This window comes from Comamonas sp. CMM02, assembly GCF_014851485.1.
In the GTDB taxonomy this organism is placed as follows: Bacteria; Pseudomonadota; Gammaproteobacteria; order Burkholderiales; family Burkholderiaceae_C; genus Comamonas; species Comamonas avium.
The window spans coordinates 18,595-37,943 of the sequence record NZ_JACUZW010000005.1 but is presented as its reverse complement, the minus strand read 5'-3'; the positions used below and the strand labels follow the sequence as shown (position 1 = coordinate 37,943).

18 protein-coding genes are annotated in these 19,349 nt (G+C 58.4%); 10 read left to right on the top strand and 8 right to left on the bottom strand.

Annotated features, from left to right (window positions below; translation table 11 throughout):
- Position 1: 1 nt before the first annotated feature.
- The 3 genes from tadA to IB213_RS15480 all read left to right on the top strand — a co-directional run bounded on the left by tadA (position 2) and on the right by IB213_RS15480 (position 3,132).
- Positions 2–1,396, top strand: a complete 1,395-nt coding sequence (tadA, locus tag IB213_RS15490) for a tRNA adenosine(34) deaminase TadA (RefSeq protein WP_192407697.1) — start codon at positions 2–4, stop codon at positions 1,394–1,396.
- A 116-nt stretch (positions 1,397–1,512) separates the two neighbouring features.
- The gene (locus IB213_RS15485) at positions 1,513–2,589 is read left to right on the top strand and encodes an LD-carboxypeptidase (protein WP_192407695.1); all 1,077 of its coding nucleotides are present in this window, start codon (positions 1,513–1,515) and stop codon (positions 2,587–2,589) included.
- Positions 2,590–2,667: 78 nt separating this feature from the next.
- The gene (locus IB213_RS15480; RefSeq protein ID WP_192407689.1) at positions 2,668–3,132 is read left to right on the top strand and encodes a hypothetical protein; all 465 of its coding nucleotides are present in this window, start codon (positions 2,668–2,670) and stop codon (positions 3,130–3,132) included.
- A gap of 82 nt (positions 3,133–3,214) precedes the next feature.
- Here the strand turns inward: IB213_RS15480 and IB213_RS15475 are convergent, their stop codons facing one another.
- The gene (locus tag IB213_RS15475; protein ID WP_191721434.1) at positions 3,215–3,898 is read right to left on the bottom strand and encodes a TetR/AcrR family transcriptional regulator; all 684 of its coding nucleotides are present in this window, start codon (positions 3,896–3,898) and stop codon (positions 3,215–3,217) included.
- A gap of 148 nt (positions 3,899–4,046) precedes the next feature.
- Between IB213_RS15475 and IB213_RS15470 the strand changes: the two genes are divergently transcribed.
- The 6 genes from IB213_RS15470 to IB213_RS15445 all read left to right on the top strand — a co-directional run bounded on the left by IB213_RS15470 (position 4,047) and on the right by IB213_RS15445 (position 9,582).
- Positions 4,047–4,634: a lipocalin family protein gene (locus tag IB213_RS15470; protein ID WP_304515610.1), complete on the top strand. Its 588-nt coding sequence runs from the start codon at positions 4,047–4,049 to the stop codon at positions 4,632–4,634.
- Between the two features lie 229 nt (positions 4,635–4,863).
- Positions 4,864–7,305, top strand: a complete 2,442-nt coding sequence (locus tag IB213_RS15465) for a membrane-bound PQQ-dependent dehydrogenase, glucose/quinate/shikimate family (protein WP_192407688.1) — start codon at positions 4,864–4,866, stop codon at positions 7,303–7,305.
- A 161-nt stretch (positions 7,306–7,466) separates the two neighbouring features.
- On the top strand, positions 7,467–8,141 hold the full coding sequence (locus IB213_RS15460; protein WP_192407687.1) for a TetR/AcrR family transcriptional regulator: 675 nt from the start codon (positions 7,467–7,469) through the stop codon (positions 8,139–8,141).
- Between the two features lie 459 nt (positions 8,142–8,600).
- Positions 8,601–8,837: a hypothetical protein gene (locus tag IB213_RS15455; protein WP_225213907.1), complete on the top strand. Its 237-nt coding sequence runs from the start codon at positions 8,601–8,603 to the stop codon at positions 8,835–8,837.
- 36 nt (positions 8,838–8,873) lie between these two features.
- Positions 8,874–9,146, top strand: coding sequence for a translation initiation factor IF-1 (infA, locus tag IB213_RS15450; RefSeq protein ID WP_191721436.1), 273 nt, complete (start codon positions 8,874–8,876; stop codon positions 9,144–9,146).
- Positions 9,147–9,219: 73 nt separating this feature from the next.
- Positions 9,220–9,582, top strand: coding sequence for an RNA-binding protein (locus tag IB213_RS15445; protein ID WP_191721437.1), 363 nt, complete (start codon positions 9,220–9,222; stop codon positions 9,580–9,582).
- Positions 9,583–9,866: 284 nt separating this feature from the next.
- Here the strand turns inward: IB213_RS15445 and IB213_RS15440 are convergent, their stop codons facing one another.
- From IB213_RS15440 to IB213_RS15420, 5 genes are all read right to left on the bottom strand, one after another.
- Positions 9,867–11,513, bottom strand: coding sequence for a methyl-accepting chemotaxis protein (locus IB213_RS15440; RefSeq protein ID WP_192407686.1), 1,647 nt, complete (start codon positions 11,511–11,513; stop codon positions 9,867–9,869).
- A 330-nt stretch (positions 11,514–11,843) separates the two neighbouring features.
- Positions 11,844–12,689, bottom strand: coding sequence for a hypothetical protein (locus IB213_RS15435; protein ID WP_192407685.1), 846 nt, complete (start codon positions 12,687–12,689; stop codon positions 11,844–11,846).
- Between the two features lie 10 nt (positions 12,690–12,699).
- Positions 12,700–13,479 (bottom strand): alpha/beta fold hydrolase, encoded by a 780-nt coding sequence (locus IB213_RS15430; protein WP_192407683.1) that lies wholly within the window; start codon positions 13,477–13,479, stop codon positions 12,700–12,702.
- 284 nt (positions 13,480–13,763) lie between these two features.
- Positions 13,764–14,369: an HD domain-containing protein gene (locus IB213_RS15425; RefSeq protein ID WP_191721441.1), complete on the bottom strand. Its 606-nt coding sequence runs from the start codon at positions 14,367–14,369 to the stop codon at positions 13,764–13,766.
- An 82-nt stretch (positions 14,370–14,451) separates the two neighbouring features.
- Positions 14,452–15,924 (bottom strand): PLP-dependent aminotransferase family protein, encoded by a 1,473-nt coding sequence (locus IB213_RS15420; RefSeq protein WP_192407680.1) that lies wholly within the window; start codon positions 15,922–15,924, stop codon positions 14,452–14,454.
- An 88-nt stretch (positions 15,925–16,012) separates the two neighbouring features.
- Between IB213_RS15420 and IB213_RS15415 the strand changes: the two genes are divergently transcribed.
- Positions 16,013–16,645: a LysE family translocator gene (locus IB213_RS15415; RefSeq protein ID WP_192407678.1), complete on the top strand. Its 633-nt coding sequence runs from the start codon at positions 16,013–16,015 to the stop codon at positions 16,643–16,645.
- A gap of 157 nt (positions 16,646–16,802) precedes the next feature.
- Here IB213_RS15415 and IB213_RS15410 read toward each other — a convergent pair whose 3' ends face one another.
- Positions 16,803–18,215, bottom strand: a complete 1,413-nt coding sequence (locus IB213_RS15410; protein ID WP_192407676.1) for an efflux transporter outer membrane subunit — start codon at positions 18,213–18,215, stop codon at positions 16,803–16,805.
- The gene (locus IB213_RS15405) at positions 18,212–19,333 is read right to left on the bottom strand and encodes an HlyD family secretion protein (RefSeq protein ID WP_192407674.1); all 1,122 of its coding nucleotides are present in this window, start codon (positions 19,331–19,333) and stop codon (positions 18,212–18,214) included. Before IB213_RS15405 ends, IB213_RS15410 begins: the two co-directional genes overlap by 4 nt.
- Between the last annotated feature and the right edge of the window lie 16 nt (positions 19,334–19,349).

The window sequence follows — 19,349 nt, the reverse complement described above, 5'->3', positions numbered from 1 at the left end:
TATGAGTGTTGCAAGCCCTGATCATGACCACTGGATGCGCCATGCCTTGCGCCTGGCCCAGCAAGCTGCTGGCGCAGGTGAGGTGCCTGTGGGCGCTGTGGTGGTCAAAGATGGACAAGTTGTGGGGCAGGGAGCGAACGCTCCACTGGCAAGCCAAGACCCAACAGCCCATGCGGAAGTTGTGGCGCTGCGTGCTGCCGCACGACAGCTGGGCAACTATCGGCTGGATGGATGCACTCTGTATGTGACGCTCGAGCCGTGCACCATGTGCAGCGGAGCCATGCTGCACGCGCGCCTAGATACGGTGGTTTATGGAGCTGCTGAACCCAAGACGGGGGCCGCAGGCTCTGTGCTGGACGTTTTCAGCTATCCGCAGATCAACCACCAGACGCAAGTTGTACGCGGGGTGCTGGCCGATGAATGTGCTGCAATACTGGCTCAATTTTTTCAGCAGCGACGTGCCGCCAACAAAACGCTGGCACTGGCCAATCACCCTTTGAAAGACACTGCGCTGCGCAATCCAGACAGCGCTTTTTGTGATCTGCCCAATTGGCCGTACCAGCCGCAATGGCACAGTGGCTGGCCCGTGCTGGCTGGGCTGCGCATGGCCGTGATTGATGAGGGCCCCCGCCACGCTCCCATCACATGGCTATGTTTGCACGGTGCCGCCAGCTGGGGTTATGCCTTTTGCCATTGGTTGTCGCCATTGCAGCAGGCGGGGCACCGCGTGGTGGTGCCGGATTTGCCTGGCTTTGGCCGCAGCGACCAGCCCAAGCGCGATAAGGCGCACAGTGCACAGTGGCATATACAGGTGCTGCAAACACTGGTGCAGCACTTTGATCTGAACAACGTAGTGCTGATCGGTGAAGGCGATGGCGCACGACTGGGCCTTGCGGTGGCGCAGGCCATGCCTGAGCGCTTTGCAGGGGGCTGGCTCATGGATGCATGGCCAGATGCCAATTTGCCAAAGCCGTTGGCACAATGGCTGCATGCAGCGGCCAGCAAGCCGCGCTGGGATGTGGCGCAAGGTTTCAATCAAGCAGGTTTGTGGCCTGTAGGGAAAGCGGAAAAAACGCCCATAGCGATACCTTTTGAAAACGCGGGCCATCGTGCAGCCCTCAAAGCCTGGCCTTCGGTACAGGCGCAACTGCCACCGGTTGCGCAGACGTTATTGGGCGATTGGCTCCAGCAAGGGCGCTGCCTGATTACGCGCAGTGCCAGCAACACCTTGATGCCAGCGGCCGCGTGGTACAGCGCGTGGCTGGCAGCAGTACCTGCTTTGGCGCAGCACCCTCAAGCATTGCAACAGACCCCAATGCCTCCTCTGGTTCCGGAGCAGGTGGCAGCCAGCGTGCGCCAGGCTATGGAATACTTTGCGCCATTCGCTAAGGTTTAGGCCTTAGCCACACAGACACCATCACATACGGAGCATGCCGCACAGTTGCGGCATGGAGCGCTTTGGCCAATTCCACTAAAAAAACAAGTCCTGCGGCTGTGCAAGACCAGGCCCCCATGCACCCTGTGCATAGCGGCTGTCAGCACGACCATGACCACGCAGCCCATGATTGCGGGCACAGCCATGTGCATGACGCGCACTGCAGCCACGATCACAGTCACGCCCATGCACACGGTGACGCTTGCTGTGGTCATGACCATAGCAATGGGCCCAAACACATCTATGTGTACTCGCCGGCGGGTGCCGTGCGCGACAAGGCTGCATTCAAGCGCGCTGTCAAACGGTTGCAGGGCATGGGCCACCAGGTGGAAATCGATGGTGATGCGCTGAGCAGCCACCAGCGCTTTGCCGGTGATGACGCCACGCGCATTGCCGCCATTCACCGGGCAGCGGCAAGTGGTGCTGATGTGGCCCTGATCAGCCGCGGTGGCTATGGCCTGACACGCATCTTGCCGGGCATCGACTACGCAGCAGTCGCCACCGCTATTGAGAGTGGTACCCGCTTTGTCGGTTTGAGCGATTTCACGGCCTTTCAAAATGCCTTATTGGCCCAAACCGGAGCCACCAGCTGGGCGGGCCCGGCGTTGATTGCCGACTTTGGGCAAAAAGATGAGGTGGACGACATCATGCTCGACTGCTTTGAAGATCTGATCTACGGCCATGGTGAAGGCGCTGGCTGGCGCATGCCCAAGCAGCCAGCAGGGGCCGTGCCCGACGATTTCTATATTGAAGGAGGTGCCACGCTGTGGGGCAGCAACTTGGCCGTACTGGTGTCGTTGCTGGGCACGCCCTACTTTCCGCAAGTGGACGGTGGCATTTTGTTCTTGGAAGACGTCGGCGAGCACCCCTATAAGATCGAACGCATGCTCACTCAGCTGCTGCATGCAGGCGTGCTGGCCAAACAAAAAGCCATCGTTTTTGGTCAGTTCACCGAAATTAAGCTCACCCCCCATGACAAGGGCTACAAGCTGCAAAGCGTGATTGACTGGCTGCGCACCCAGCTCACCATTCCGGTGCTGCAGGGCCTGCCTTACGGGCACGTGGCCACCAAGGTGATGCTGCCTGTTGGCGCGCAAGTTTCACTGTCGGTGGAAGGGCGCGATGCGCTCATTTACTGGGGACATACGCACTGATGAAATCATGGCTTTTAACGCTTGTTACATGGGCGGTAGAAGCTAATTTGTTTCATAGGATTTTTAAAAGGCATACGCATGGGCAAAGCCGCCTTGGAATGGACCGATGAAATGCTGGCCCTGCTGGGGCAGGAAAAAGATGCCGTACTGGCTGAGCGCTGGGGGACATCGGCCAAGACCGTGAACCTCAAGCGCAATGCGCTGGGCATTGCTGCCTGTGGACTGGTGCACTGGACACCCGAGATGCAGGCACAGCTGGGTACCGACAGCGATGCCGAGCTTGCCAAGCGCTGGGGCATCAGCAAAGCCAGTGTGGTGGCGCAGCGCAAAGTTCTGGGCATTGCCTCGCGAACCGAAAAACACGGTGGCGTGTTTGTCTGGACGCCTGAAGCTGTCGCGCTACTCGGTAGTGCGTCTGATGCCAAGGTGGCTGAACAGCTGGGCCTGACACGGCTGACGGTTTACAACGCCCGCCAGGCGCGTGGCATTGCCCCCGCAGCGCGGGGTAAAGCCTCGTCGATGGAAAATCTCGAGCAGCAATAAAACGGCAGTAGGAATGTATCAGGCAGAGCATTCTCAGCGCAGTGAGAATGCTGGGGGGTGTCTAAAGCGCCGCGCACGTAACCTAAGACGGGGTCTTTTGACCAAAAATGATGCCTATTTGTGCGCGTGTCAGCTCTGCAGCATTGGCTCCGGGGTAGGTGCCGTCGGCACTCAATGCGTCGTGTACCAGTGAGATCCAAAACGGTGCCGCCAGCAGCTGTGAAGCCACAGCCGGGGTGATGCCTTGCAGCTCCCCCTCTTTTTTGGCTATGGCGAACAGCTTTTCAAAATGCTGGTGCCAGGGGGCAAACACCTGCTGGTAGTAAAGCTGCATCAGCGATGGGTGGCTGCGTGCCTCGCCCAGCACCAGGCGCGCCAAAGAGGCACGAGCTGGAAGGTGGAAGTGCTCCATCGGAGGTACTGCCAGCCGAGTGATGTACTCCTTCATGGACTCTTTGGGCATGCGTGGGGTTTGTATGGATGCCAGGGCCGAATGCGCAATCGTCGCTTGCAAGGCCCCTTGCAGCAGGGCCTCCTTGTTAGCAAAGTGCAGATACAAAGTGCCTTTGGCCAGTTTGGCGCGTTTGGCAATCTTGTCCATGGTGGCTTTGGCAATACCTACTTCGGTGAACTCATCCAGTGCTGCACTCAAAATTTCCTGGCGGGTGAGCTCGGTTTTCTGTGGACTGGGTCCGCGTGTGCGGCGCAGTACAGGCGCAACCGCGCTGGGGTGGGGTGTGGGTTTTTTATTGGGTGTGGGTTTCATGCGCGGCCAAAGCGGGTGGGCGTTAGCCATGCACTTTAATCTCAAGTGTCTGGGCTGCACAAAAGGCGCTATTGCAGCATCTTTGCCGACACGAATGTAAGTGCTTGTCTCGGCAAGACCTGCTCGCCGCGCCTCTAGGCTCAATGCCATGTTCCAAGATGCAGGAGCTTTTGTGGCACAAGGCATGCATTTCAATGTTTCGGGCAGCACATGGCGAACACCATGCAAGACGATCGCTCTTGCAGCGGCTGTGATGGCTGCTGGGTGCGCAGTTTCTGTCCCCGCACATATTCAACCCATCAGTAATTTCGATGCTGCCAGGTACGCAGGCACTTGGTATGAAATTGCCCGCATTGATCACCGGTTTGAAAAGGGCTTGATCAACACCAGCGCCAGCTATGCCCTCAATGGAGATGGCACCTTGAAAGTCATCAATCGTGGCTTTAACCCTGAGACAAAAGAATGGAAGCAAGTCGAAGGTAAAGCCCGGTTTTTAGGCGACTCAAGCGTTGCCGCATTGAAAGTGTCGTTCTTTGGTCCGTTTTACGGTGGCTACAACGTGGTGAGTCTGGATGAGCAGTACCAGACGGCTGTGGTGATTGGTCAGGATGCCCGCTACTTTTGGCTGCTTTCTCGCAGCAAAACCATGCCGGCTGAGCAAATGCACCGGTTATTGCAAAAGGCGCAAGCCATGCAAGTGGATTTGAACAGAGTCATCTTGGTGCAGCAGGATTAACGGCATGTGTATCAGCCACTGCTTGCGTTCAAGAAGCGTGCACTTGACTGATGGGCCGCAACGCTCAGTTCACTGTAATTTCAGTAATTTCTGAAAACTTAGGTACACACGGAGAAGCTATGGACTTTATTTCTCATAAACAATGGACTTTCTTTCTCATAAAAAATAAAGGCTGGCTGTCGCAGTGATCGTGCATGCGCAGGGGCCGGCTCGTGTTCGAGGATTCGATATGCAACATCAACAACCTGTGCAGTCAGTGGCTGCACGTGTCTGGCTTGGGGTTTTAGGGGCAGTACTGGCGCTGGCCGGGCTGTTCTTCCTCATCGGCGGCGGCAAGCTCATCAGCTTGGGTGGCAGCTGGTACTTTTTGCTGGCGGGCATGGCCCTGCTGGCTTCTGGCGTGCAATTTGTGCGCCGTCGTCCTTCCGGGGCCTGGATCTATCTGGCGGCCTTTGCCGCCACGGTGGTCTGGGCGCTGAGTGAAGTAGGGCTGGATTACTGGAGCCTTGTTTCGCGCTTGCTGGCCATGACGTTTGGCGCTGTGGCAGTGGCCGCTAGCTTGCCACTGCTGCGCAAGGCCAGTGGGCAAACGGCTGCTTGCAAGGGGGCATTCACTGCCGCCGGCGTATTGCTGGTGGCTGGCCTGCTGGGCTTTGTCTCCATGTTCCAGATCCATCCTGAAGTGCAAGCGCAGGCAGCGGCCGCGACCCGCAAACCTGTGGATGCTGCGAGCGAGCAAAAAAACTGGAACAACTACGGCAGCAGCAGCAAGAACGACCGCTTTGCCGCCCTGGACCAGATCAATGTGGACAACGTCAACCAGCTACAAGTGGCATGGACGTACCAGACCGGTGACGTACCCAAATCTACGGGTGCCGGAGCAGAAGACCAGACCACCCCATTGCAAGTGGGTGACAAGGTGTTTATATGCACGCCCAGCAATAACGTGATCGCACTGGATGCTGATTCTGGCAAGGAGCTGTGGCGCCACGATGTCAATGCCCATGTGGGTGGCGTGTGGGAGCGCTGCCGTGGGCTGGCGTACTTTGATGCGACAGCACCGCTGGATCAGCCGACAGTGCCTGGCTCGACAGCGGTGCAAAAGGTGTCTTTGCCAGCAGGTGCCAGCTGTGAACGCCGCATTTTGATGAACTCCATCGACGCTCGCCTGTTTGCTATCAATGCCGATAACGGTGAGCTGTGCGGTGAGTTTGGCAAAGACGGTGTGGTGGATCTCAAGGAAGGCATTGGCGCTGTGGCCAACCCTGCTTACTACACTTTGACGTCTGCCCCCACCGTTGCGGGCACTACGGTGGTGATTGGTGGCCGCGTTGCCGACAACGTGCAAGTCGATATGCCTGGTGGTGTGATTCGAGGTTTTGACGTCATCACCGGCGCACAGCGCTGGGCGTTTGACGCGGGCTCGAGCACCCCTAACGAAATCTTGAAGCCTGGTGAAACCTACACCCGTTCGTCTGCGAACGTGTGGGCCGGAACCACATACGATGCCAGCTCCAACACGGTGTATCTGCCCATGGGTTCGGCTTCGGTTGACCTGTATGGCGCAACTCGCAGCGCGATGGACCGTAAGTACGGTGCATCTGTGCTGGCTCTGGATGCCGCTACCGGCAAGGAAAAATGGCTGTACCAGACCGTGCGCAATGATCTTTGGGACTTTGACATTCCCATGGCTCCGACGCTGATTGATTTCCCCCATGCCGATGGCACAACGACGCCAGCGGTGCTGGTGGGGACAAAGGCTGGCCAGATCTTTGTGCTCGACCGTCAAAACGGCCAGCCGTTGACTAAGGTGCAAGAGGTGGCCGTCAAGCCCGGCACCATTCCTGGTGAGTTCTACCCTGCGACGCAGCCTCTGTCTGTTGGCATGCCACAGATCGGAACGAAGACGCTGACCGAAGCGGACATGTGGGGTGCCACCCCCATTGACCAGCTCATTTGCCGCATCAAGTTCAAGTCCATGCGTTATGACGGTCTGTATACCGTACCGGATACCGATGTGTCGCTGAGTTTTCCTGGCTCTTTGGGCGGCATGAACTGGGGCGGCGTGTCCGCTGATCCCACTAACAATCTGATTTTTGTGAACGACATGCGTCTGGGCCTGTGGGTGCAGATGATGCCGCAACAGCAAAAATCGGCACTGTCGGATGGCAGCGAAGCGCCTAATGCGGGCATGGGGCAGGTTCCTCTGGGTGGCACGCCTTACGCGGTGATCAAAGATCGCTTCATGTCGCCTCTGGGCATTCCTTGCCAAAAGCCTCCATTCGGAACGCTGACTGCGATCGATATGAAAACGCAGCAGATCGCGTGGCAGGTGCCTGTGGGCACCGTGCAAGATCAGGGCCCCATGGGCATCAAGATGCGCTTGCCATTGCCTGTGGGTCTGCCTACGCTGGGCGGCTCGCTGGCCACACAAGGAGGCTTGGTGTTTTTTGCTGGCACGCAAGACTACTACCTGCGTGCCTGGGACAGCGCTACAGGCAAGGAAATCTGGAAGGCTCGCCTGCCCGTGGGCAGCCAGGGTGGTCCGATGAGCTACAAGTCACCCAAAACGGGCAAGCAGTATGTGGTGATCAGCGCCGGTGGCGCGCGTCAATCGCCTGACCGTGGTGACTATGTGATTGCCTACGCCTTGCCTGACCGTGCCAAGTAAGGCGATTAGCCCAAGTTGAGCCAGGCCAGTAATGGCTAAAAGCCACGTGGCACTCCGGTGCCCCGTGGCTTTTTTCATGCCTGCTGCACACGCAGTGCTCTGTACCTGGAGGGCGTGGCTTGCGTGTTAGGCTTTGTGCCCCAGAAATAAGGAGTTGGGCCGTGAGCCAGCCGCAAGTTTTGAAAGCCCCCATCGCTGAAGCTGTAGACAAAGCGGCGGCAGACATGCGCCAGGCATTGCTGGATGCCGGCAAAACCGAGTTCGCCAACTACGGCTACGACGGCGCGCGCCTGGAGCGCATCGCAGCCAAGGTTGGCTGTGCCAAACGCATGCTGTATTACTACTTTGGTAATAAAAAAGACGTGTACCTGGCCGTGATCGAGCAAAGCTACAGCGATATACGAGCCTCTGAGGAACAGCTGAACCTGGATGCTTTAGAGCCTTTGCAAGCGCTGCATACACTGGCCCGGAAAAGCTTTGACTACCACGAGCACAACCAGGAATTTACCCGTCTGGTGCTGCAGGAGAACTTTCAGGGTGGCGAAATGCTGGGGCAAATCTCCACGATCGATGCTTTGCGCAAAGCAGCGTTTGAACCCTTGGGGCGTATTTTGCAGCGTGGCGTGGCACAAGGCTTGTTTAAAGAGGGCATCACCGCTGTAGATGTGCACTATTTGATCTCCGCGCTTTCCAGTTTCCGGGTGGATCACAGTGCAACGTGGCGCAGCTTGCTCCAGGTCGATTTGATGGGTGCAGCCCTGCGAGAGCGCCATCAGCAGATGCTGCAAGACCAGTTGACCGCACTGGTATGTAAAGAAGCTGCCGCGCAAGATTGAACAAAAACGATGTAATTGCAAAAATGGATGCTGCAAAAAATATAGCTTTTAATGCTTTTGGAATAAGGGCTTGATACCTTTTTCAGTAAACTTTAAGAGAGCAGTTTGTGCGCTGACGCAGCAGTCAAAGTGCGCAAGATGGGTGAGCCACGATAAGCTTGTTCAAAGAAAGGGCAGCGCTGCAAGGCGAATCCTGTTAAAGTTGCTGCCGCTGCTACAACGCAACGCTAGCCAGCAGCCATCCCATCGTGCGGTTTGATTGATTAAGTCACGCGCGCCCGCGATCGCTTCAGACGATTTTTCAAGTTTTCCCCCCTCCGGTTTTCTGTTCGCCGTTGGAACCATCCCAAGCAGCTTGTGCGTGCATGGGGTTTTCTTTTACGTTTTTTTAAAAGCGTTGAGCGGCTTGCTTTTGAGCCACCTTTTCTAGCGCATGCCCAAGAGCATGGCGCATCTTTGTTGAAACATATCTCGCATCTTGCGCAGATTGTGGGCAAGTACCAGCTCACACCATCTGCAGAAATTACTACCAGCGGCTCCTACACCGCATCGCTTTCCATTCGCAGCGGTTGCGGCACAGGCACTCACGACAGAGTGTTTCGTTTCCTGCCCCGTTTTGGCACTGCCGCCGCTGCCAAGCACTACGCCATCGAACAAGGCAAAAGCTATGTACAGCAGCCTGCTTTGCCAGCCTGATGGCCTTTCCCCAATTTAATACTGAAGGATCCCAATATGTCTAAAGAAGATCTCGTGGAAATGCGCGGGCAGGTCATGGAAGTACTGCCCGATTCGCGCTTCCGCGTGACACTGGACAACGGCCATCAACTTATTGCCTATACCGGTGGCAAAATGCGCAAATTTCGTATTCGCATCTTGGCCGGTGACAAGGTTTCCTTGGAAATGTCGCCCTATGATTTGACCAAGGGCCGTATTACCTTTCGCCATATTGAGACGCGTTCTGGCGCTGCACCATCGGCAGCCAAGCGTCGTCCTCCAGCCCGTTAACCCCCAGGGGCATTTGCCCCTATCTTTTTGAATACAGCCTCAGGCTGTGCTCAGTTACTTTGAGAGTTTCACTATGAACAACAAACTGTACGTTGGCAATCTGGCCTATTCCGTTCGCGACAACGATCTGGAACAAGCATTCTCCGAATTCGGTAACGTCGTGTCCGCCAAGGTCATGATGGAGCGTGATACAGGTCGCTCCAAGGGCTTCGGCTTTGTGGAAATGTCTTCGGAAGCAGAAGCTCAAGCCGCAATCAACGGCCTGAACGAGCAACAGCTGGGCGGCCGTAACCTGATGGTGAACGTTGCTCGTCCCCGTGAAGAAAACGGCGGCGGTTTCCGTGGCGGCAATGGCGGCGGTTTCCGTGGTAACAACGGCGGCGGCTTCGGCGGCGGCAATGGTGGTGGCTACGGCGGTGGCCGTGACCGTTACTAAATAGTCGTTTTCCGCAGCATTCAGGCTTGCCTGGATGCTGTTGGCTGACGCAAAAGCCTGGCCCACCTTGTGTGGGCCAGGCTTTTTTTTGGGGTGCGTATTGCAGCCGCTGGAGTTAGCGGGCCCCAGTGCCGGCAGGCGCGGATATGACGCACGCTCTCATGCAACAAAGAAAGCCCAATTTCGGGCTTTCTTTGTTTGCTCAGAGCTGCTGAGCGGGGGCAGACAAAACAGGCTCTACATTGCTTGGCAAGCTTGGCAAGCTTGGCAGATGCAGTTGAGCTTTAGTGGGGAGACTGTAGAAGCGCCTGTGTGTTCGCCGCCATGCTTTTTCTGGGCTGTGTGTGCTGTGCGGCATAGCCCGTGGTGGCTATCGCTTGCTGGCCGACGCCTTGGGGGAGCCGGAAAACCGCTACCGCGTTCACCAGCTGTGTGGCTTGGCCATTGAGGCTGCCTGCAGCTGCGGCACTTTCCTCGACCAGCGCTGCATTTTGCTGGGTGGCCTGGTCCATTTGCATGACGGCTTCACCGACCTGGGCTACGCCTTGGCTTTGCTCGGTGCTGGCAGCGCTGATCTCGCCCATGATGTCTGTGACACGGCGGATGGCACGTACCACTTCGCTCATGGTGGTGCCTGCCTGGTCCACCAAGTGTGTGCCTTGCTCTACTTGCTGCACGCTGGCAGAGATCAATTGCTTGATTTCCTTGGCGGCCTCGGCACTGCGCTGCGCCAGACTGCGCACTTCACTGGCCACAACGGCAAAGCCACGGCCTTGTTCTCCAGCACGGGCGGCTTCTACCGCTGCATTCAGGGCCAGGATGTTGGTTTGGAAGGCGATGCCATCGATGACGCCAATGATGTCTGCAATCTTTCGGCTGCTGTCGTTGATGCCCTGCATGGTGTTCACGACCTGAGACACAACGTCACCGCCTTGCGCGGCGACGGTGGACGCTTCCAATGCCAGCTGGTTGGCCTGATGTGCATTGGAGGCGTTCTGGCGCACGGTGGAGCCCAGCTGCTCCATGGAGGCAGCGGTTTCTTCCAGTGCGCTGGCCTGGCTTTCGGTGCGGCTGGATAAATCGCTGTTGCCTTGTGCAATCTGTGCGCTGGCAGAGGCCACGCTTTCTGCATTGGTGCGCACACCTGCGACCACGTCAGCCAGCTTGCCTTGCATATTTTTCAGTGCAGCCAGCAGCGTCGCCATTTCGTCGCGACCTTCCACATGAATGGCTTGTGTCAAATCGCCATCAGCAATGCCGCTGGCGCTGCGCACAGCCAGCTGCAAAGGTCTCGTCACAGAGCGGCTCAAAAGCCAGGCCGACCATGCGCCGGCAAGCAGTGCCAGCACAGCGCAGACAGCAATGATGAGCTGGCCTTGTTTGGCCTGTGCGGCAGCTTCATCGCGGGTTTTTTCATACAGCTCTTTTTGCCGCTGCTCAAAGTCTCGCACGGACTGGTTGTAGGCTTGTGCCAGCGGTGTCAGCTGCTGGCGCAGCGCAGATGACACGTCTTCGCCGCTGGCTTTGCGTTGAAGCAAGGCCGCTCTGGGGGCCCGGTAAGCTTCGCGCGCCTTGTCAATATTGGTGATGAGCTGGCGGCCCGTATCGCTGGTGATCAAGCGCTCGACAGTGCTGCGTGTGGTGTTGACCGCAGCTGAGGTCGCCTCCATTTCGGCTTGCAGTTCAGCGAAATGGCCGCTGTCTGCCGACAGCCCTGCGGCGCGTGTGCGCATCCAGTTCAACTCAATGTTCTGTCGCCACTCCATGGTGGCCTGCAGGCGCTCGTTATCTACCTGGGTGAGCTGCTGGGTGGTGTGCGCCAATGTTTCCAAACGCCAGGCACCAATACCGGCAATCACCGCGGTGATGAGCAAAACCAGGCCAAAGGACAATGCCAGACGGCGTCCTATTTTGATGTTGTTGAGTTGCATGAATGCTAGCCTCCCTGTTGATTTATCCATCTGATTATGAAATTGATAGTTCTTTCAGAAGGGCTGGAGAAATAAGGGTTTGAACGGCCTGATCAGCCTGCTAGTGGGTGCAGCTGATTGCAGCATGCCAGCGCAGATGAAGCGTGTCACAGCAGGCTACGCCCCGGCAAAGCCACGATTGCTCAAGGCGTGTGTGGAGGGTTACGTGCTTGTTTTGATAGCTGTTATCGCTTATGAATAAAGGATTTCAGATATAAAACTATCTGAAGTCATTGCCTTATAATCGATAGCAGCTCTTATTTTATTTTTCAGATACTTGAGAGCCTTTGCTTAGAGTGCTGGCTGCAGAGCTTGTTCGTCGCCTGCAAAGAACGCCTGGTCAATTTTGTAGTCCTGCATTTTGGGGTGCTGCTGCAGGTAATGCAGGATTTCTGCTCGGCTTTTTAATGGCGTGTGGCCAAACAGGATATCCAGTTTGGTCAGCGTATTCATGATGGGCTTGTTCTTGCAGTACTCATGAATTTTTGGGTGGGCATCAAAGTGATCGAGCTGGCATTGTGCAATCACCAGTAACGAGGGGCGCCACCAGTCATAGGCAAAGTCGACGTGTTTGACCACCTCAATCGCTGATTCGCGCTGTGCCAGCATGGCAAAGAAATTCAGAACATCGTCCAGTTTGAGGCGGTCATCGCGCTCGATTTTGGAAAAATCCATGCTTTTCAAGCGCTCTTTATTGCCCTCCAGTGCTTCGATGGTCTGTGTAATCTGCTGATTATCTGGAAATTTCTGCTGCTCTACCGCATACAGCCTGCTTGCGACAAACATGGCATATTTTTTGTGCTGAATGGCGGGTATCAGCACGCGGAATGCAGCATCTTTGGTTTTCTGAAAATCGCTGCTGGTAAATACCTGAAACATTTCCAGAATGGATTTTTCCATCGATTCCTGGTGTGCGGCTTCGGCTTGGTAGTTCTGATAAATCAGCGTAATAATTACCCCGCTGAAAGCCAGTGCAGTAAATAGCACATTCAGCACACCATACAAAGAATTCAAAGGTTCTTTGAATACGGTGGATGGCAGATTAGATGCCACTGGGTAAGCCAGCGCCCAGATGGCAACAATAAACACCATGGTGAAAATGGCGGTACTTTTTATTTTTTGGTGTTTGTATTTCATATGCTTTGCTTTACTTAATCCACGTTTTGATCAAATCCAGCGTTTGAGGCAGTGCCTGCTTGTGGGGCACATGGCCGCAATCGGCAAGCAGATGCAGGCTGCTAGGCCCTTGCACCAGAGCGGCAATGGTCTGTGGGTGAATGGCAGTGCCATATTCATCCAGTTCACCGTGCAGGGCCAGCGTGGGGCATTGCACCTGCTGCAAAAAGGGGTCCAGCCGCCAGTGGGCAAACGCTTGAGACAGCCAGGTGTCTGTCCATGCGTGCAGCACCCAGTGGGCTTTGGCACCGTGGTATCTGGCCAGGCGATCCATGGCGCCGGGCTGGGCAAACTCTGCCTGGGCCTGGCGGATGCCTGTGAGGGTGCGCTCTTGTACAAACGTCTGGGCTGCGATGGTGATCAGCGCCTGACACTGGCGGGGGTAGGTGGCCGCGCAGCACACGGCCATGCCGCCACCTACGCTGTGCCCCAGCGCCACAAAGGTCTGCAGACCAAAATGCGCCAGCACCGCTGCAAAGCCTTGGCGGGCTTCGTCGGCCACAAAGCTGGTGGGCAGGGTGCTGGGGTGGGCCGCAGATGCGCCAAAGCCCAGTCGGTCATAGGCAATGACGGTACGCCCGGTGGCCTGTGCCAGCTGCAGGGGAAAGTCACGCCACAGAGCCACGCAGCCCAAAGAGTCGTGCAGCAGCACCAAGGCTGCCCCGTGGGGTTGCTCGGGTGTCCAGCTTTGTGCAAACAGCAAGCCCTGGGGCGTGGCAATGTGGTGACTTTGAAGGTGCACGTCAGTCATGGGGCCGTGGGGGGATGGTTGAAACAACCCTGCATCGTCGTCGCCCGGAGGGTGTCAGCGCTAGTGCGCTCAGCGCGGCGATTGATGCATAGGTGACTTTCATTGGCGAATTTATGAGCTGTGGGCGCTTGTGCACCAAGGACCGTGGCGCTGTTTGGCAGTCAACGTTAAGTCGGGCCAATGGTGGCGGTGGCCTGTATGTGTCGGGGAAATGCGGGCTGGATCATTGGCTTGCATCACCCCATCGTTTTGCAGCGACCGCCTTGTGCCACATGGGGCCGTGTCTACAGCGCAGGCTGCCCCAGCCATTGCTGTGCAAAGGCGGCCCTGAATTCCAGAATCCATGCCAAGCGCTCCTGCCCCAGGCGCTTGCCTGCGGTGGTTTGCATGCTGGCGGGCAGGGTTGCCAGTTTGACGGCAATGTGATCCAGGCTATAGCGGCCATCGTCCAGCGGGCGGGCGCTGGCCAGCGGATCGCCCGGGTGTGCCAGTGGGCGACCGAGCTGTCCGCCCACGCTGAACATGCGCGCAATGCCCACGGGGCCCAGGGCATCCAGCCGGTCTGCGTCTTGCACGATCTGGGCTTCGATGGTCTGCGGCGCAATACCGGCAGAAAAACTGTGCGCCTCAATCGCATGGGCTACGGCAGGCAGTTTTGCCTCAGGAAAGCCTTCGCTGCGCAAAATGCCCAGTGCTTTTTCTGCAGCCATGCGTGAGGCCTGGTGGCGCTGCGCATGGTTCTTGGGCAGATTGACGCAGTCGTGCAACCGGCATGCGGCCTCTACCACCTGGGCATCGGCCTGCGGGTAATCGCGCAGCAGGGTTTGCGCAGTGGCCCATACGCGGGTGAGGTGAGAAATATCGTGAGCGGGGTCGTTATCAATAGACATTGAATGGCTTGAATAAAACTGTTATTTATATTTGAATGGTTCTGGTTATTAATAAATATTTAATCTATTAATTTGAAATCTATTAATTTGATTTGGCAATTTGCCTGAGCAGCAGCGCCATTTTTTGGCAGCCTGCTGTTTCATCGACCATCGACACCGGTAATCGCAGCATGGTGGAAGGCTGCTGGTTGGCAGAGAACAGCACGCCCGGTGCCAGCAGCACCCCCTGCGCTGCGGCCTTGCGTGCCAGCACTTCCGTATCTTGCTGGGCATCTACCCACACAAACATGCCTGCCAGTGGCTCCTGGTGCACTTTCAGCCCCATGCTTTCCACCATCTTCAGGCAGCGGTGGCGGGTTTCATCCAGACGCTCGCGCAGGCGCAGCACGTGTTTGCGGTATTGACCGTCGGCCAGAATGCGGTGCACCACGCGCTCGCCCAGTTCGGGGCTGGTCAGGCCGCTGAGCAGTTTGGCATCGGTCAGCGCGCGAATGCGCTCGGGCTTGGCCGCGATATAGCCTACGCGCAGGCTGCCAGCCAGTGTTTTGGAGAAACCACCCAGCAAGATGACGCGCCGCAGCCGGTCCAGCGTGGACAGCCGCATGGGGTGTTGCGGGGCAAAGTCCGCGTAGGTATCGTCTTCCAGCACCAGAAAGTCGTGCTGCTCGGCCAGGCGCAGCACGTCATAGGCCACGGGCAGCGACAGGCCAAAGCCCGTCGGGTTGTGCACCACCGTGTTGGTGATGAACATTTTGGGCCTGTGGGTGGCGGCCAGATGTTCCAGCACTGCCAGATCAGGCCCATCGCGCAGGCGTGGCACGGCCAGCATCTGCACGCCCAGGGCGCGCAGCATGCCAAACACCATGAACCAGGTCGGGTCCTCGACCAAAACCGTATCGCCGGGGCGCAGCGTGCTGCGCAGCACCAGGTCCATGCCCTGGGTGACGCCGGTGACCGTCATCAACTCTTGCTCGGGGTCTACCGTCAGCCCTTGCGCCAGCAGGTGGGCCGACAGTTGCTGGCGCAAGGGCGCGTAGCCTTGCGGTGCGCCATAGCCCAGCAGTTGCACGCCTGCGCTGCGTCCCACACTGCGTACGGCGGCGTTGAGCATGTCGTGGTCCATCCAGTTGGCAGGCAAGATGCCGGTGCTGCCATCGAGCTGCGTACCTTCGGTGGGACGGAACATGCTGCGCAGCAAAAAAGGCGTATCAAACGCCGCATCGGCAGAGAGGATGGGGGTTTTGAGTGATTTTCCCGTTTGCACAAGGTGTGGGCTGCGCTGCGCGCTGACAAAAAAACCGGCTCCCGGACGTGAATGGGCCACGCCTTGGGCAACCAGCCGGTCATAGGCCTGCACCACGGTGTCGCGGCTGACGCCGGCACTGTCAGACAGCTCGCGCACTGAGGGCAGGCGCGTGCCCGCACGCAGGCTGTGATGGTGCAGCAATTGCAGGCAGTGCTGCACCAGTTGCTCCACCAAAGGGGGCATGCCGGGTGCGCGCTGTGCTTGCCAGCCCAGCGTGTTGCTGGCAACTGTTCGGGTATTTTGAGCCATACAGCAGGTAAATCGACTTGTGAAACTGTATTGGTACTGTACGGTTAAACGCCTCTAGCATGCAAGCACTGATGACCCGGAGCTTGCCATGAACCTGCCACTCGAACTGTCCACCCTGTCTGCCAATCCCGTGCTGTTGCCGCTGGCAACGTTTATTTTTGTCAGCTCCATCACTCCCGGCCCCAACAACGTGATGCTGACGGCCTCGGGTGCCAACTTTGGCTACAAGCGCAGCGTGCCGCACATGCTCGGTATTACTGTGGGCGGCACCATCATGCTGCTGCTGGTGGGGGCGGGGCTGGGGGCGTTGTTTGAGCAAGTGCCTCAGCTGTACACCGTGCTGCAGTACGTAGGTGCCGCCTACCTGATCTGGCTGGCATGGAAGATTGCCACTTCAGGCCGTGCGCAAGTGGCCGATGCCCGGCCCAAGCCGTTTAATTTCTGGCAGGCTGCGGCTTTCCAATGGGTGAACCCCAAGGCGTGGCTGATGTCTGTGGGCGTGGTGGCCGCGTATACCTCGCCCAACGCGTACTGGGCCAGTTTGGCGGTGGGCGCGGTGGTGATGCTGATCGTGAACTACCCCTGCATCAGCGCCTGGACTTTGTTTGGCAGTGCCATTGGCCGCTGGCTGCAGTCACCGCGTGCACTGCAAATTTTTAATGGAGTGATGGCGTTGCTGCTGCTGCTGTCGCTGTACCCACTGTTTGCTGGGGTGCATTGAAAGCACAAAACCGCATGAACTGCGGTTTTTGTGGGGTGCAAAGCGCTGGTGCCAAATCGGCTGGCGCTGCGGCTGCTGATGCAGCTGCCAGCTCTTTGGGGCAGTGGCTGGCTCGCCACTTTGGCTTGGTCTGAGCGTTAGCCGTGCAGACCGGCTCTTAAGAATGTGTGGCGGCGGCGCTCCAGCCACCGCCCAGCGCTTTATACAGCTGCACGCGGTTGTCCAGCTCTGCCTGACGCAGTCTGACCACTTCAAGCTGTGCAGCGTACAGGTTGCGCTGTGCATCCAGCTCTTCAAGGTAGGAGGCGTAGCCTGCCTCATAGCGGTCGTGCGCAAAGCCCAGCGATTGCTGCAGCACATCACGGCGCTCGGTGGCAAATTGCGATTGCTGGGCCAGACGGCGGGTGCCGGTCAGCGCATTTTCTACATCGGCAAAGGCACTGAGCACGGCAGCGCGGTAGGCGTAAGCGGCCTGATCGCGCTGCGCGGCAGCGGCATCGAGCTGTGCATGCAATCGACCACCATTGAACAGCGGGGCCAGCAGGCTGCCACCCAGCCCCCACAGCGTCAGCGGGTTGTAGTCCAGGCTGTTGATCAGCAGGCTGCCCACGTTGGCGCTGAGGCTGACCTGTGGCAAAAAGGCCGCGCGCTGGGCGCTGAGGCTGTGGTCGCTGGCAGCCAGTGTGTGGGCAGCGCGGGCGATGTCAGGGCGCCGCTGCAGCAGTTGCGAGGGCAGGCTGGCGGGCACAGGGGGCAGTTGCAGGTCTTGCCAGTCGGCAGTGGCAGCAGGCGGTGTGTCGCCTCCGGCCTGGCCCAGCAGCAGGTGCAGGGTGCTGCGCTGCTTGTCGATCTGCCACAGTAACTGCTGCACCTGTTGCTGCACGCTGGCGTATTCCGATTGCGCCTGCGTCAGCTGCAGCTGCGAGCTGTAGCCCACGCGCACCTGGTCTTGCGCCAGTTCAAGGGCTTGCGCACGCGATTGCACCGTGGCCTGGCTGATAGCCAACTGGGTCTGCAGCGCCCGCAGGCCCACGTAGGTTTGCACCGTAGTGGCAGCCACGCTCAGCGCCATGGCATCACGGTCTGCCTGACTGGCCTGTACGCGCGCGCTGGCCGCCTGGCTTTGCGCGGACAGGCGGCCCCATACATCCAGCTCCCAGCTGGCTTGCAGGCCGGGCTGAAAGCTGCGGCTGTGCGTGGGGCCCGCAGCTGCCAGGCTGCGCGCTGCCTGTGCTGTGAGCGTGGCGTTGACTTGCGGGCTGCGTGCACCATCGGTGAAGGCTAGGTTGGCCTGTGCTTCCTGCACGCGGGCCATGGCACTGAGTACATCGGTGTTGTTGGCCAGCGCCTGAGCGACCAGGGCATTGAGCTGGGCATCGCCCAGTTGTGTCCACCAATCGGTAGCAACAGCTCGAGATTGCTCGGTGCCTGCGGCCAGAGGTTCACTCCATTGCGCGGGTAGCACGGCCCGTGCGTTGTCAGGCATGGCGGCAGGCATGGGCGCGCAAGCACTCAGGCTGAGGGCGGCGGCCAGCAAAGTGCCGGCGGTGGCAATGCGGCGCTGCATCATGGTTGCAGCCCCTGACTGCCCGTATCCACGTGGGCGACGACGGACATGCCCGCACGCAGGCGCTGGGCCAGGGCCTGATCGGCATCAATCGCAATTTTGACGGGCAGGCGCTGTACCACCTTGGTGAAGTTGCCGGTGGCGTTGTCGGCCTTCAGTACGGAGAACTCTGAACCTGTGGCCGGCGCAATCTCCTGCACTTTGCCGGTAAGTTCTGCGCTGTCCAGCCCATCGACGGTGAAATGAGCGCTCTGGCCAATGCGCACGTGGGCTGTTTGGGTTTCCTTGAAGTTGGCAACGACCCACAACTGGGGTGGAACAACATAGAGCAACTGGCTGCCCGCTGCGACGTACTGGCCCTGGCGTGCAGAGACCTCGCTGACTTGCCCATCGCTGGGGGCGTGCACGGTGGTGTTGTCCAGGTTGATCTGTGCCTGGTGTACCTGGGCCTGCGCCATTTGCACGGCAGCTTGCAGCGCGGCGCGGTTCACAGTTGTGGCTTTGATGGTCTCTTGGCCAATGGTGATGTCAGCCCGGGCTTTGTCGGTGTTGGCACTGGCCAGGCGTGCGGTTGCACGGACCTTGTCGCGCTCGTTGAGGGAGACGGAGCCTCGCTGGGCCAGATCTTGCACACGGTGCAGCTCTGCCTGGGCGCGCTCAGATTCTGCCTGGGTGGCGCTGAGCGTCGCCTGCCTGGCTTTGAGGCTGGCGTGATTTTGTGCCTGCGTCTGCGTGGCATTGGCCAGCTGGGCCTGGGCGCTGGCCAGCTGTGCCTGTGCCTGGGCCAAAGCGGCTTCGTAGGTGCGGCTGTCAATCTTGACCAGCGGCTGGCCAGCACGCACATGTTCGTAGTCTTTGACCAGTACTTCGGTCACATAGCCATTGACCTGGGGGGCCAGCACCGTGATCTGGCCACGCACATATGCGTTGTCGGTGGAGATGTCTGCGCTCTGGAATGGGCCAAGATGCCATGCGCGCAGCACCAGCACGATACCAAGCAGGGCCACCACTGCCATGAGCAAGGCGCTGCGTACAGTCGGGCGCTCTTTCTTGGGCGTGGGTGATGGCGAGGGTGCCGCAGCAGTGGCTGCTGGAGAGGGTGAAGCAGATGTTGTGCTCATACGAATGCAATGTTGT